This is a genomic window from Paenibacillus sp. 453mf, assembly GCF_900116105.1.
In the GTDB taxonomy this organism is placed as follows: domain Bacteria; phylum Bacillota; class Bacilli; order Paenibacillales; family Paenibacillaceae; genus Paenibacillus; species Paenibacillus provencensis.
The window spans coordinates 15,517-29,362 of the sequence record NZ_FPAC01000003.1 but is presented as its reverse complement, the minus strand read 5'-3'; the positions used below and the strand labels follow the sequence as shown (position 1 = coordinate 29,362).

14 protein-coding genes are annotated in these 13,846 nt (G+C 43.3%); 2 read left to right on the top strand and 12 right to left on the bottom strand.

The features are described from left to right. Positions 1–31 precede the first annotated feature (31 nt). A complete protein-coding gene (gene yyaC, locus BM415_RS16160) occupies positions 32–637 on the top strand; it encodes a spore protease YyaC (protein WP_091159857.1) in 606 nt (201 codons plus the stop codon). Here yyaC and BM415_RS16155 read toward each other — a convergent pair. From BM415_RS16155 to rpmH, 12 genes are all read right to left on the bottom strand, one after another. After that, positions 612–1,112, bottom strand: a complete 501-nt coding sequence (locus BM415_RS16155; RefSeq protein ID WP_091159855.1) for a DUF4446 family protein — start codon at positions 1,110–1,112, stop codon at positions 612–614. The two genes, yyaC and BM415_RS16155, sit on opposite strands and share 26 nt — an antisense overlap. 45 nt (positions 1,113–1,157) lie before the next feature. Continuing rightward, entirely contained in the window at positions 1,158–2,330 is a 1,173-nt protein-coding gene (locus BM415_RS16150; protein WP_091159853.1) for an aminotransferase class V-fold PLP-dependent enzyme, read from the bottom strand. 181 nt (positions 2,331–2,511) lie between these two features. Beyond that, complete coding sequence (locus BM415_RS16145) at positions 2,512–3,360, bottom strand: ParB/RepB/Spo0J family partition protein (RefSeq protein WP_091159852.1); 849 nt, start codon at positions 3,358–3,360, stop codon at positions 2,512–2,514. After that, positions 3,353–4,114 carry a ParA family protein gene (locus BM415_RS16140; protein ID WP_091159851.1) on the bottom strand — a complete coding sequence of 254 codons (762 nt, stop codon included), beginning with the start codon at positions 4,112–4,114 and terminating at the stop codon, positions 3,353–3,355. The genes BM415_RS16145 and BM415_RS16140 overlap by 8 nt, the downstream gene beginning before the upstream one ends. Positions 4,115–4,310: 196 nt before the next feature. Next, a complete protein-coding gene (gene noc, locus BM415_RS16135; protein ID WP_091159849.1) occupies positions 4,311–5,129 on the bottom strand; it encodes a nucleoid occlusion protein in 819 nt (272 codons plus the stop codon). A gap of 775 nt (positions 5,130–5,904) precedes the next feature. Further along, complete coding sequence (rsmG, locus tag BM415_RS16130) at positions 5,905–6,630, bottom strand: 16S rRNA (guanine(527)-N(7))-methyltransferase RsmG (RefSeq protein WP_091159848.1); 726 nt, start codon at positions 6,628–6,630, stop codon at positions 5,905–5,907. Between the two features lie 2 nt (positions 6,631–6,632). Continuing rightward, positions 6,633–8,519, bottom strand: coding sequence for a tRNA uridine-5-carboxymethylaminomethyl(34) synthesis enzyme MnmG (gene mnmG, locus BM415_RS16125; RefSeq protein ID WP_091159846.1), 1,887 nt, complete (start codon positions 8,517–8,519; stop codon positions 6,633–6,635). Between the two features lie 210 nt (positions 8,520–8,729). After that, positions 8,730–10,106, bottom strand: coding sequence for a tRNA uridine-5-carboxymethylaminomethyl(34) synthesis GTPase MnmE (mnmE, locus tag BM415_RS16120; RefSeq protein WP_091159845.1), 1,377 nt, complete (start codon positions 10,104–10,106; stop codon positions 8,730–8,732). A gap of 116 nt (positions 10,107–10,222) precedes the next feature. Continuing rightward, positions 10,223–10,927, bottom strand: coding sequence for an RNA-binding cell elongation regulator Jag/EloR (gene jag, locus BM415_RS16115; protein WP_091159843.1), 705 nt, complete (start codon positions 10,925–10,927; stop codon positions 10,223–10,225). 33 nt (positions 10,928–10,960) lie between these two features. Further along, positions 10,961–11,830 (bottom strand): YidC/Oxa1 family membrane protein insertase, encoded by an 870-nt coding sequence (locus BM415_RS16110; RefSeq protein WP_091159842.1) that lies wholly within the window; start codon positions 11,828–11,830, stop codon positions 10,961–10,963. Between the two features lie 82 nt (positions 11,831–11,912). Beyond that, entirely contained in the window at positions 11,913–12,266 is a 354-nt protein-coding gene (gene rnpA / locus BM415_RS16105) for a ribonuclease P protein component (RefSeq protein ID WP_091159840.1), read from the bottom strand. Between the two features lie 174 nt (positions 12,267–12,440). Then, positions 12,441–12,575: a 50S ribosomal protein L34 gene (gene rpmH / locus BM415_RS16100; RefSeq protein ID WP_091159838.1), complete on the bottom strand. Its 135-nt coding sequence runs from the start codon at positions 12,573–12,575 to the stop codon at positions 12,441–12,443. Positions 12,576–13,095: 520 nt separating this feature from the next. Between rpmH and BM415_RS16095 the strand changes: the two genes are divergently transcribed. Further along, on the top strand, positions 13,096–13,764 hold the full coding sequence (locus BM415_RS16095) for a GntR family transcriptional regulator (RefSeq protein ID WP_091159837.1): 669 nt from the start codon (positions 13,096–13,098) through the stop codon (positions 13,762–13,764). Positions 13,765–13,846: the final 82 nt, after the last annotated feature.

Sequence of the window (13,846 nt, the reverse complement as noted above, 5' to 3'; positions counted from 1 at the left end):
TAATCCAAGCACGAAAGGAAGATAGTGCGCTATGAATCGGATTCCAAAAGCGATAAATATGCAGGACATGCCTGGTTTAAAGCTGCAGCATACCGATCCGGGAGTACATTCAGCTATTATTCATCGTTTATTATTCCACCTGTTTGAGGCACCTAATCACAAAGAGGTTGTTATCGTATGCATTGGCACCGACCGATCTACAGGCGACTGCCTGGGCCCACTTGTTGGAACAGCACTATCCGAGCATAACAGCCCATTCTTCCATCTCTATGGGACGCTTGAAGATCCGGTTCACGCCATGAATCTCCAAGATACACTCACCATGATTTACAGCAAGCACAGAGATCCATACATTATCGGGATTGATGCCTGTTTAGGGCAAGCCTCCAGTGTGGGATGCATCCAGGTCGCTTCAGGTCCCCTTAAACCTGGAGCTGGTGTAAATAAAGAACTGCCGCCGGTAGGCGATATCCACTTAACAGGAATCGTCAATGTCGGCGGCTTTATGGAATATTTTGTTCTGCAAAACACTCGGCTAAGTCTTGTTGTCCGGATGTCCAACATTATTGCAAATAGCCTATATGCTGCGCTTGTAGAATGGCATAATCGCTCTACTCTGCTTGCCGTGCAAGAATAATGGCTTCCTTCTCTTCGTTTGAGAGCGTGTATGTGGACTCTCCCCCTTGAAGGGGCTTGGCATATACGTATGAACCATCTCTATTGTAGAGTCCGGTTAGGACAAGTCCATCCTCTTTCTCGTTCAACATGGCAATGGAGAAGCTGAGATCTGCTCCACGGTCACCATAAGCATTATACCGTTTAATACCCATTTTTCCTTGGATTCTATCAAGTTTTTTATTCATTCTGGCTACCCTATCTCTGTTCTCACCTTGCTCGTCCTCAATGGCATCCATTTGTACCTTCAAATTCAGTAGTAAAGACTCTAAATCTTCCACACCCGTACTGGACATAAATTTGTTGTAGTTTTTTCGCAGTTTACTGACTTTTGCGGTCTGCACCATCAACATGATCAATAAAATAATCATTACCAATACAATCCCAAACACAATCAAAGGCAGTTGTTCCAGAATCAGCTCATTAATCTCTGTCATTTATTGCTCCTACTCCTAACGTCTTCACGTTGTTCTTTTTGGGATTTATGCCAAACCCTCATCCACAAGCTCACGAACTGCAGCAAGCAAGGTGACTACTTCTCTCTCATTAGAGTTTACACCAAAACTAGCTCTCACTGCACCTTGCTTCGCTGTACCTGCGCTTTCATGGGCGAGTGGAGTGCAATGATACCCCGCGCGAACCGCAATTCCGAATTTCCTATCTAATTTAAAGGCCAGCTCTGCAGAGTCTAGCTTTTCGCTATAAAAAGCAACAAGTCCACTTCTCGGTTCTCCCAGGCTTGGACCGAGTATTTGAATGCCTGGTATTTGGGCCAGGCCCTCCATCAGCAGCTGCGTCAGTTTCCATTCATGAGAATATATTTGCTCTGTTGTCATCTTCAGTACATAGTCTACACCTGCGCCTAATCCGGCAATACCTATCGTATTGGGTGTCCCCGATTCATAACGATCCGGCCTTACGGTTGGCTGATCGATCGCTTCTGATTGACTTCCCGTTCCACCGTGGACCAGGGGTTCTAAATCGATAGAGGGATGAATGTACAGCCCCCCGGTACCTTGCGGTCCTAACAATCCTTTATGACCTGGAAAGGCAAGCATGTCTATTCCCATTCGTCTAACATCAATACCCAGAACACCAGCGCTTTGCGCGGCGTCAACGAGAAAGTGAACCTGATGTTCTTTTGCAATCCGTCCTATCTCTTCAAGAGGCTGAATGCTCCCTAATAGATTTGAGCTATGAGATACAACGATAAGCTTGGTATGATTTCGAATCGTCTGTTCTAACATTGAAATGGAGATTTGTCCATGATCATCAAGGGGGAGATAATCCACCTCCACCTGCTTGTGCTGTCTCAAATACTCAATCGGTCTTCGGACAGAATTATGCTCCATCATGGTGGTGATAATATGATCACCCGAATCCACGATTCCTTTGATCGCCATGTTTAATGCGAGTGTTGTGTTAAAAGCATACACAATATCATTCGGGTTATGAATATTGAACAGCTCTGCCAGCTTTCTTCTTGTATTAAATAATACCCTGCTGGCTTGTACAGCCATATAATGGCTTCCCCTGCCTGGGTTGGCTCCTGCCATCTCCATCGCCTGCAGCATGGCTTCCCTCACCGATTCCGGTTTCGGCCAAGACGTCGCAGCATGGTCTAAATAGATGATGTCTTCTCTGTTCCCCTTCATATGTCAGCCCTCCCTAAACACAACAAATGACATACCTCATCTTCCCTTTACGGTAAGAGGACGATATGTCATCTCATACGAACACCCTTCATTACCTTGCCTATCCTTTGATCGCACCAGAGAATCCATATTCAGCTTCAAGTAACCTGAAATTCTGTTTACAAATCGTTGGTCTGAATAGCTACTGCAATTGCAGCAGCTCTAGTAATCTTTCCAGATCCTGTTGGCTGTAATAGTTAAGCTCGATTTTGCCTTTGTCTTTGTTGGCCTTGATCTTCACTGTGGTTTGGAATCGATTGCGCAGGCTTTCTTCTACATTTTCAATATAAGGATCTCTCTTCTTCGGTTTAATCTTCGCTTTTTGATCTTCATTTTTGCGATCCAACTGTTGCACGGCTTCTTCTAACTCACGTACACTCCACTGTTGTTGAATGCATTGCTTTGCCAACTCTTTGACGACCTTCTGTTCCTTGATGCCAACAATGGCTCTCGCATGTCCCATGGATAATGTTCCACGTGAAACATGATCCTTCACTTCCTCGGGTAGCGCTAGCAGGCGTAAGAAATTGGCGATATGGGATCTTGATTTGCCCACCTTCATGGAAAGCTCTTCTTGCGTGAGGGAAAACTGATCCATCAGTCCTTGATATGCAACAGCGACCTCCATTGCATTCAAATTCTCCCTTTGCAGATTTTCGATCAAGGCAATTTCCATCACCTGTTGTTCCGTGAAGTTTCTTACGACCGCAGGAATGGTAGATTTGCCACAAAATTGGGATGCCCGAAAACGACGTTCTCCTGCAATAATTTCATACCCCTTCAGCACACTTCGTACGATGATGGGTTGAATTACACCATGCTGTCGAATCGATTCAGCTAACTCTTGAATGGAATCTTCATCGAACGATTTTCTAGGCTGGTAGGGATTTGCTCGCAGCTGGCTCAGTGGTATTTCCACAATCTTGTCATCTTCGTTAATCGAAAGCGAAGGTATAAGTGCATCCAAGCCTTTACCCAAACGCTTACTCATATGAGATCACTTCCTTTGCCAACTCTAAATATACTTCAGCACCTCTTGATCGAGGGTCATAAGTAATGATGGACTGACCATGAGATGGAGCTTCACTCAAACGTACATTCCTTGGAATAATCGTCTGATACACTTTCTGTTGGAAATACTTTTTCACTTCTTCAATTACTTGTATACCTAGATTAGTACGCGCATCGAACATCGTCAATAACACACCTTCAATTTGCAGTGAGGTATTCAGATGTTTTTGTACCAGCCGAATGGTGTTTAACAGCTGACTCAATCCCTCCAGGGCATAGTACTCGCACTGAATAGGAATAATGACGGAATCAGATGCTGTTAACGAATTAATGGTGAGCATGCCCAAGGATGGAGGGCAATCAATGAGGATATAATCATACTCGTTCTTCACGAGCTGCAGTGATTTCTTGAGCCGCACTTCACGGGATATCGTCGAAACTAGTTCAATTTCTGCACCTGCAAGCTGGATTGTAGCAGGGATAATATGCAGGCCTTGAATACTTGTCTCTACAATGGCTTCTCTGGGATGAATCTCTTCAATAAGTACATCATAAATGCAATGGGCTACATCTGCTTTGTTAATACCAACCCCACTGGTTGTATTCCCTTGGGGATCTATATCTACGAGTAGCACTCGTTTACCTAACGAGGCCATCCCCGCACCCAAATTGACGGAAGTCGTAGTCTTCCCTACTCCGCCCTTCTGGTTTGCTACGGCAATAATCTTCGACACTTCGTTCACCTCAAATATAGAAGTCATTCCTTGGGGTATGAGATACATTTTTCAGATAGGCAGCGGCAGCCTTGATCCTTCATTTATACGCTCGTCATTCAAGATATGGTTTGCTGACAATGCTCAAAATGAGTAATCCTTCCCCTCAATTCTGCTATCTAAAAAAGCGGCTAAATTGCCGCTTGAGAACTATACATTACTTGCGCTTAGGGATCTGAATCACGATTTCGTAATGATCTTCATGATCAGATTCCTTCGTCTTAATATCCATGCCTGAGCCAGACACCATATCTATGGACTGACGAATCGTATTCAATGCCAGACGTACATCCTTCGTAAAGGAGATACGTTTCGATTTCTTAACGGTTGTCGCTTCCTTATAAAAAGCAACTCTCGCTTCGGTTTGTTTAACATTCAGCTCTTTGCTGATGATTTCCTCTAACAATTTAAGCTGCAACTCCAAATTATCGAGTGACAATAACGCTCTGGCATGTCGTTCTGAAATTTTACGTACCATCAGCGCGTTCTTCACTTCCTCAGGAAGCTGCAGGAGTCTAATTTTGTTCGCAATCGTTGACTGACTTTTCCCAAGACGCTGAGCAAGGCTCTCTTGTGTCAGCTGATGTAAATCTATTAATTTCTGATAGGCTACTGCTTCTTCTATGGCCGTAAGCCCTTCGCGCTGCAGATTTTCAATGAGAGCAATGGAAGCCGCTTGAGAATCATTGAATTCTCGTACAATCGCTGGGATATGCTCCATTCCAAGCTTCTTCACGGCACGCCAGCGTCTCTCACCAGCAATTATTTCATACTGGGAATTACGAATACGGACTACAATCGGCTGAATAACACCATGCGTTTTGATCGTCTGGCATAACTCATCAATCTTCTCGTCATCAAAAATCGTACGGGGCTGATACGGGCTGCTGACAATTTCGTTAATCGGAATTTGCTTTACTTCATCCCCGCTACTGCGTTCCGTCAAACCAAATAACTTAGAAAATTGTTCTTTCATTCCGTATATTACCACCTAATTTCATAATAGTGCCTTGAAGGACACTTCGCTGTCTTACCTTTCGCTTCGGTATACAAAGAATTGCAGCATGCTACACCTGACTATGTAAAGTTGTAAATTTCAGTAGGAATGGTGTTGATGCTTCACTTTATACGACATAAATTTCACGATATCCCATCAGATTGAACCACAATTGAATATCTAACATCCTCTACTACATAGATCAAACAGATGTCATGATCTCCCGTTCATTCTACTATGTATTCTATCACTTTTTCTCGGATAATCCTATTCAACTATAGATTTATTTCTTTCTTTTCCTCTATGAAAATTAGCTATGAAAACAAAGCATCGCCATACTATCTTCCTCTGTTTTTCTGTTTGGCATCGTTTGAACTCGATGATGATGGCATTCGAAGGTTCTACAAGATGGAACAGATATCTCTATAGGCAAAAAAGAAATTCATCTAACGATTCACTTTGCGTTTATTCGGAGCAAATGAGGTGTCGGGTGAGAGTTCAGGGGTCAACCAGAAAGGTGCCATTATTCAAAGAGGATAAGCTTATTCAACACCTTTACACATTAATTTATCATCATGCAAGGACGCTGCTTCGCCATAATCATTTGTCAGGCATCCCGTTCACCCACGCTAGGTAAGGAGAGTATATCGTCTCCTAGGGACTGAAATGGACTTTCTTGATCGCCCCGTTAATGACAAACGTCCAGTCCTCAATAAAAAAAGAGAATGTTTCACGTGAAACATTCTCTTTCTTACTATTTAACAAGCGGCATTTTCAGAGGCATTCCAGGTTTCCGAGGATACTTCTTCGGTGTATTGCTTGTTTTACCTATCACAATAATATGTCTTGCAGATTCTTCAACCGGCAGCTGGAAAGCGTGAGTGTCGATCACCCTCGCCTTAAGCTCCTTCAGGCTAAACTCAGCATCCTGTAATTCTTCCGTAGGATCGCTCCCCTTCATGGCGGCAAAGATACCGTCTTTTCGAACAAAAGGTAAGCAGAATTCATTCAGTACAGCCAATCGGGCGACAGCTCGAGCCGTAACCAGATCATAGTGATCCCGATATCCTGTGCGTCTTCCCAGCTCTTCTGCGCGACCATGGATAAGCTCCACTTCTGTAAGCCCCAGGGTATCTACGATATGCTGAAGGAAGTTAATTCTTTTATTCAAGGAATCAATAATCGTAAGCTTCAGATGCGGATAACAAATCTTCAACGGAATACCGGGAAATCCGGCTCCAGATCCTATATCTGCAAGGGTATGAATCTTGTTCATATCCACATAAAAAGAAAGGGAAACGGAGTCATAAAAATGCTTCGTATAGACTTGCTCCCGCTCCGTAATTCCTGTCAAATTCATTTTTTCATTCCAAGATACCAGTTCTTTAAAATAAAGCTCAAATTGCTCCAACTGTTTCTCAGTAAGAGAAATGCCATGCGAATCTAAACGATCCTGCAGCTGCTGCTGTATTTGATCCATCGTTACCCCCTAGATGCAGTTACCCGATTGTAATGTTCCAAATACACGAGCAAGATCGATATATCGGCTGGTGTCACGCCCGAAATACGGGATGCTTGACCAATGGAGATCGGACGAATCTTATCGAGCTTCTGTTTCGCTTCCATAGCTAGACCGTGTATATCACTGTAATCGATGGAGTCTGGAATTTTCTTCTTCTCCATTTTTTGAAGACGTTCTACATGGATCAATTGCTTCTCAATGTAGCCTGCATATTTAATTTGAATCTCTACTTGCTCCTTCATTTCCGCATTCAGCTCATCAGGTGCAGGAGAGATTTGTTCAATAATGCTATACGTGATCTCAGGACGTCTCATAAGCGTAAGCAAGGTTGTACCATCTTGAAGTGGCGCTGAATTGAGGCTTGCCAGCAGTTCATTAACTTCGGATGGGCGAATTCTCGTTGTGCGCAGACGTTCAATTTCTTGATCTACTTTTTCCTTCTTATTCAGGAATCGCGCATAACGCTCTTCCGAGATCAAGCCAATTTCTTTGCCTAATGGTGTCAGGCGCAGATCTGCATTATCATGGCGAAGCAGCAAACGATACTCGGCGCGTGAAGTAAGCAAACGGTATGGCTCATTCGTCCCCTTCGTTACAAGATCATCGATAAGGACACCGATATAGCCCTGCGAACGATCAAGCACGACCGCCTCTTTACCTTGGGCTTTGCGTGCCGCATTAATTCCTGCCATAATTCCTTGTCCTGCCGCTTCTTCGTAACCGGATGTACCGTTAATTTGACCTGCTGTGAATAGACCCGGCAGACGCTTCGTTTCCAGAGAAGGAAGCAGCTGCGTCGGTACCATGGCATCATATTCGATCGCATAACCATTACGCATCATTTCTACATTTTCCATTCCAGGAATGGAACGAAGAACTTGAAGCTGAACATCCTCTGGTAAGCTGGTGGACAGACCTTGAACGTAATACTCCTTCGTATTCTTGCCTTCCGGCTCAAGGAAGATTTGATGCTTCGGCTTATCGCTGAAGCGAACAATCTTATCCTCAATGGATGGGCAATATCTTGGTCCCGTTCCCTCAATCACACCAGAAAACATCGGAGCACGGTGAAGATTGTCATTAATGATCTGATGGGTCACCGTCGACGTATACGTCAGCCAGCATGGGAGTTGTTCATTATCCGATCCTTCAGTCTCATATGAGAAGAATTTAGGCTCTTCATCGCCTGGCTGAATCTCTGTCTTCGAAAAATCAATTGTATCCTTATGCACCCGAGGCGGAGTTCCCGTCTTGAAACGAACGAGTTCAAAGCCCAGCTCCTTTAGATGATCCGACAGCTTGATGGAAGGCTGCTGGTTATTAGGACCGCTCTCGTACATCAGCTCACCCATAATCACTTTGCCGCGCAAATACGTGCCTGTTGTAATAACAACCGATTTAGCCCGGTATTCTGTACCTGTCTGGGTGATCACACCAACGCACTGTCCATCCTCTACGATCAGACGATCCACCATGCCTTGACGCATCGTCAGGTTCGGTTCCTTCTCCATCGTCTCTTTCATCGTATGCTGGTAAGAGAATTTATCTGCTTGCGCCCGCAGTGCATGAACGGCAGGTCCTTTACCTGTATTCAACATCCGCATTTGAATAAAGGTCTTGTCAATATTGCGGCCCATCTCACCGCCAAGTGCATCAATCTCACGAACGACATGTCCTTTAGCAGGCCCGCCAATCGACGGGTTACATGGCATGAATGCAATCATGTCCAGATTGATAGTCACCATCAGCGTCTTACAACCCATCCGTGCAGCAGCCAGCGCTGATTCAACACCGGCGTGACCGGCACCGACGACGATGACATCAAACGTTCCGCCATCATATCCCATTGTCCTTACCTCCTTATAATTTGGATCTATACAATAAAATCGGAAAACTATTCATCCGATTGATATAACCATAATACTTAAGCAAATCGATGCCCTTCTCAAGCACCATCCTCCATTATAACGAATCCCCATGCTGAAGTTAAGATGAAGGTTACTACATTCGTGTAAAAGGATCGTAGCATCGTAAGCTAACGTCTAACGGCTTATAGTTTATTTACCCAAACAGAATTGAGAGAAGATCTGATCAATCAAAGCATCATGTGCCGTATCCCCCACGATCTCTCCTAGATGCTCCCATGCCATTCGTACGTCGATCTGAATCATATCAATCGGAATATACTGCTCGGCTGCATCGTAGGCATCACGCAAAGATTGATTAGCCTTTTTCAACAGGGAGATATGGCGCACATTGCTCACATACGTCAGATCAGCCGATTCAAGGCTGCCGCTGAAGAATAGCTGGGAAATCGCTGCTTCGAGCGCATCAATTCCTTCCTCGGCTTTCACAGACATCGGGACAATGAGTTCAGGATCTACGTAGCGCTCTAAAATCTCTCGATTGGCCTGTGCAGGAAGATCGATCTTATTCATTACGATAATGGCTTGTCTGCCTTTGATTTGTTCAAGCAATTCGATCTCATCATCATGAATCGGCTCGCTCGCATTTACTACCATTAAGATCAAGTCTGCTTCACTGAATGCTGTCCTTGAACGTTCTACCCCGATCTTCTCGACAATATCCATCGTCTCCCGAATACCTGCAGTATCCAGCAGCTTCAGCGGAATATTATTAATCGTAACAAACTCTTCAATGACATCTCGGGTTGTTCCAGGAATATCGGTTACAATCGCACGATTGTCCTGGGCGAGTGTATTAAGCAGCGATGATTTTCCGACGTTCGGTCTTCCTACGATCGCTGTCGTAATGCCTTCTCTTAATATTTTTCCTTGTTCTGCCGTTTTTAAAAGCTTAGCGATCTCATTCATCACAAAAGAGGATTTTTCTTTAATGAATTCAGAAGTGAGTGACTCCACATCATGCTCTGGATAATCAATGTTCACCTCGATATGAGCAAGCGTCTCAACCAGTGTGTGTCTCAAAGCTTTAATCTTGGAGGACAGTGAACCCTCTACCTGCTTCAATGCCACAGAGAATGCCCGGTCAGACTTCGAACGAATCAGGTCCATAACCCCTTCTGCTTGGGACAGATCAATTCTGCCATTCAAAAAAGCCCTCTTCGTGAACTCACCCGGCTCAGCGACCCGTATATTCATCTGAAGGAGCAAATCCATAATCCGTTTAACTGAAATAACGCCACCATGAGAACTAATCTCGACTACATCTTCTGTTGTAAAAGAGCGCGGAGCTCTCATTACAGTGACCAGCACCTCTTCAATATGCTCCTTGCTGTCTGGCTCTATAATATGTCCATAATGAACGGTGTGAGAATCCACAAGATGGAGTGGCTTTTTACTTTTGAATATTTTCTCCACTTCCGTAATTGAATCCGGTCCACTTACTCGAATCACAGCAATCCCTGCTTCACCAACGGCAGTGGAGATCGCAGTTATAGTATCACTAATCAAGATGTTCACCTACTTTACCATTTGTATAAAGACTCGCCCATACTATGAAAAAAGCAATGGCTCCCGCATCCCGCAGAAAGCCATTGCGTATTCGCAAAATTTCTCATTGAATTACATCATTTAGGTGTGATTACCACTCTACGGTTAGGCTCCTCGCCCTTACTGTAAGTCTTAATCTGACGGTGATGCTGCAGCTTCGCATGAATAACTTTGCGTTCCTGAGACGACATCGGTTCAAGAATGACTTCTTTCCCTGTACGAATGACTTGTCCTGCCAGACGTTCAGCGAGCTCCTCCAATGTTTTGCGGCGTCGCTGTCTGAAATTCTCTGCGTCCAGCACAATTCGGACAAAGCTTGAAGAATGCTTATTCGCAACGATGTTCGCAAGATATTGAAGTGCGTCCAGCGTCTGTCCTCGACGACCGATGATTAGACCTAAATTATCACCGGTAATATTAAAGATTTTTCCATCTCTGTTCTTCTTTATATCAATATCTACCTCAAGTCCCATTCCAGCAGCAACTTCTCTGATGAATTCACTTGCCTCGTAATAGGGGTCTGCCTCAGACACAGCTGATACTGATTCTGTTAAGCTCAAATTTTGGATCCGGGCAGGCTCAGTTACGACGGACTCGCTCTTGCGTTTAGGTATAAGGGTTAGTTCCACCTTAGCGGGTTTAACGCCGATAAGTCCAAGAAATCCTCTGGATGGCTGCTCTAAGACGTTTAACGTAACTGATTCCCGGTTAACACCAAGTTCAGTTAATCCTTTCATGACAGCATCTTCTATCGTCTTACCTGTCGCAATGACGGTGGTCATATAGAACGCCTTGCCTCCTTCACCACAAGCGGATTACTTTCTTTTCTTCTTCTTTTTCTTGTTGATTTGCGATCTGTTAGCACCATTACCTGCTTTGGCTTGTCCCTTATTGGAGCTAGTCGCAGCTTGAACATTGGAAGCAGCCAGATGCTTATCGTTATTACGATACAAGAAGAAGTTTTGTACAATGGTATAAATGTTGGAATAGAACCAATACAACGGCAATGCAGATGCGAATTGGTACGACATGACGAACATCAGAATCGGATATACCCACAGCATGAATTGCATAGGACCTTGCTGCTGACTTGGGTTTTGCTTCATCATGTACCAGGTTTGGAACCACATCGTTACAGCAACGAGAACCGGCAGGACAAACAGCTTGTCTGGTGAGCCAAGCTCCATCCACAGGAACGTATGCTGACTGATATTGGAATTCATATAAATTGAATTGTAAAGAGCAATATATATCGGCATCTGGATGATCAAAGGTAGACATCCTGCCATCGGATTAACTTTATGCTCTTGGAATAGCTTCATTGTTTCCTGTTGCAGCTTCTCAGGGTTATCCTTGTACTTTGTTTGGATCTCCTTGATTAAAGGTTGAACCTTCTGCATGTTTCTAGAGCTTTTGACTTGTTTAATAGTTAATGGGAGAATTAACGTCCGGACAATAAGCACCAAGACCAGTATTGCTAAACCGTACTCTCCATTAAACCAATTCGCAAAAGTATCTAGAGCAAGTGAGAACCAGTAAACGACGTTACTTCTCCAAAATGAATCACTGTTTTTCAAGTCTTCTGTGGTCAGGTGTGCAGACGGATTCGTAGAACAGCCCGCTAGCACGGAGACCAAAGCAATGACAGCGATAAGAAGGAGCCATTTTCTACCCTTCATTAACATGAATCGCGACACTTCATAACCCCTCTCTTAACCTTTCCATTCCACCGTAAATAATACCATAATTAGAAGAACAAAGAAAACGCTATTTCAAGCCATTTTTCTTGAGCAGCGAAGCTTTTCGCAAGACATGAAGGATACTCTTCTCCATCTCTTGATAGCTCATGGAAGCCGCACCTTTTCTAACGATAAAAATAAGATCCATATGTTCTACTATTTCGGCTTCATGATGTCGAATGATTTCTTTAATAATCCTTCTAATGCGATTGCGAACGACAGCATTGCCTATCTTTTTGCTGCAAGATACGCCGACTCGAAACTGATCGACATCTTTGCGACGCAATCCATATACCACAAATTGATAGTTGGCAAAGGACTTTCCATAACGGTATACGCGATTAAAGTCGTCCCGGTTTCGTAAACGTAATCTCTTATGCACGAGCAATCTTCTCCTTGCTTACCTAGCAATCCTCAAAAATGAACATAACTAGTATAGACGATCCGCCACGAACATAAACGAATCGATCATATAGTGTAGTCCTACAATTATATTTATAAGTAAAATGAGCGATATTAAGAAAAAAAGACCACCGTAGTGGTCTTTATGCACGCATTACGCACTTAATACTTTTCTGCCTTTTAGACGGCGGGCTGCCAGAACTTTACGGCCGTTTTTCGTGCTCATTCTTTTCCGGAAACCATGATTTTTCTTGCGTTTGCTTACGTTCGGTCTAAACGTTGGTCTCATGTGTATGCACCCCCTTAAAGGAATCCTGTACAGATTGAACTATCTTGTAGAGCTTATGAACTGTATTAATTTGCTTAGCGCAATCCATAACATTATCGAAATTTAATCATTTTCATAAACACAGAAAATGCCTTTATACATTTAAACATGATCAAGTCAAAAAGTCAACTGGCTTCATATAGCTTATCATTTAGCTTATCATTTTTTACTTACGACATGTTTGTGTACTTTATTAAAATTGTCCACAACGCCAAAAAACATCTCTCGAAACAATTCATTTATACACATGTGGATAACCAATTTATCCTTAAAATTTTTCACTCCTTCATTGTATTTTATAGCTCCTCTGGCTATAGGCTGCTAACGCGATATTGTACTTATTTTGCCTCGTTTAAATTAGGAAAGTGAATTAAATTCTGCTTATTTTTCTTAAATTAATCGTTTACAAAACCTTTATTTATAGTGTAGGATAAGTCACAGCTAGTTGTATACATGTATACTTTTAGATGGGAGCGTCATCATGCGATATCCTGCTGCTTGGTTACAAGGAGAGTCTCTTGGTGAATTTATTGTAAGCGAATTACGACTGCAAATTATTAATGGCGCAATTCCGGTTGGAGAAGTTCTGTCTGAGAATCGAATCGCCAGTCAATTTGGCAGTAGCCGTTCTCCCGTTAGAGATGCATTTAAAACGCTTTCAAACGAAGGCTTGCTTCGATTAGAACGGATGGGCGCGGTCGTCCTTGGTCTTAGTCAACGGGATATGGATGAACTGTATGACGTAAGGTACCTTATTGAAAGCTTTGTCCAGGAGCGATTATCATCAGATTTGCCGGAGCAGCTGATCATGAAGCTGCAGCATATCATTGATAAGATGGAGCTCTCAGCAAAACATAAGGATTATGTCGAATTTGCTTACCAAGACTTAAGTTTCCATGAAACGATTATTATAGAAGCTAACCACACTCGAATGCTTCATTTATGGAAGAGCATCCGACAGATTATTATGACGGTTCTGCTGCTTACGACAGAGGAAGTTTTCTCGCACGGTCATGAGCGGATTGAAACGGTAATTGAGAAGCACCGAAGACTAATACGGGGGCTGCAAACCCGAGATTCTGAGGTTGTAGCGGATGAGGTTAAGCTTTATTTTAATGATTCAAGGCAAACTTTGCATAAAACATTATGATTTCTCTCCACAATAAGTACCTAGGTATTCAAATTGAGAAACGTGCAAGTGTTGTACTTTCTCTTTTTCGCTCAAACTTGTC

What these genes read in the sequence shown, in the direction of transcription:
- yyaC (WP_091159857.1), top strand. Translation starts at nt 32, where the DNA reads ATGAATCGGATTCCAAAAGCGATAAATATGCAGGACATGCCTGGTTTA.
- BM415_RS16155 (WP_091159855.1), bottom strand. Translation starts at nt 1,112, where the DNA reads ATGACAGAGATTAATGAGCTGATTCTGGAACAACTGCCTTTGATTGTG.
- BM415_RS16150 (WP_091159853.1), bottom strand. Translation starts at nt 2,330, where the DNA reads ATGAAGGGGAACAGAGAAGACATCATCTATTTAGACCATGCTGCGACG.
- BM415_RS16145 (WP_091159852.1), bottom strand. Translation starts at nt 3,360, where the DNA reads ATGAGTAAGCGTTTGGGTAAAGGCTTGGATGCACTTATACCTTCGCTT.
- noc (WP_091159849.1), bottom strand. Translation starts at nt 5,129, where the DNA reads ATGAAAGAACAATTTTCTAAGTTATTTGGTTTGACGGAACGCAGTAGC.
- rsmG (WP_091159848.1), bottom strand. Translation starts at nt 6,630, where the DNA reads ATGGATCAAATACAGCAGCAGCTGCAGGATCGTTTAGATTCGCATGGC.
- mnmG (WP_091159846.1), bottom strand. Translation starts at nt 8,519, where the DNA reads ATGGGATATGATGGCGGAACGTTTGATGTCATCGTCGTCGGTGCCGGT.
- jag (WP_091159843.1), bottom strand. Translation starts at nt 10,927, where the DNA reads ATGACCACCGTCATTGCGACAGGTAAGACGATAGAAGATGCTGTCATG.
- BM415_RS16110 (WP_091159842.1), bottom strand. Translation starts at nt 11,830, where the DNA reads ATGTTAATGAAGGGTAGAAAATGGCTCCTTCTTATCGCTGTCATTGCT.
- rpmH (WP_091159838.1), bottom strand. Translation starts at nt 12,575, where the DNA reads ATGAGACCAACGTTTAGACCGAACGTAAGCAAACGCAAGAAAAATCAT.
- BM415_RS16095 (WP_091159837.1), top strand. Translation starts at nt 13,096, where the DNA reads ATGCGATATCCTGCTGCTTGGTTACAAGGAGAGTCTCTTGGTGAATTT.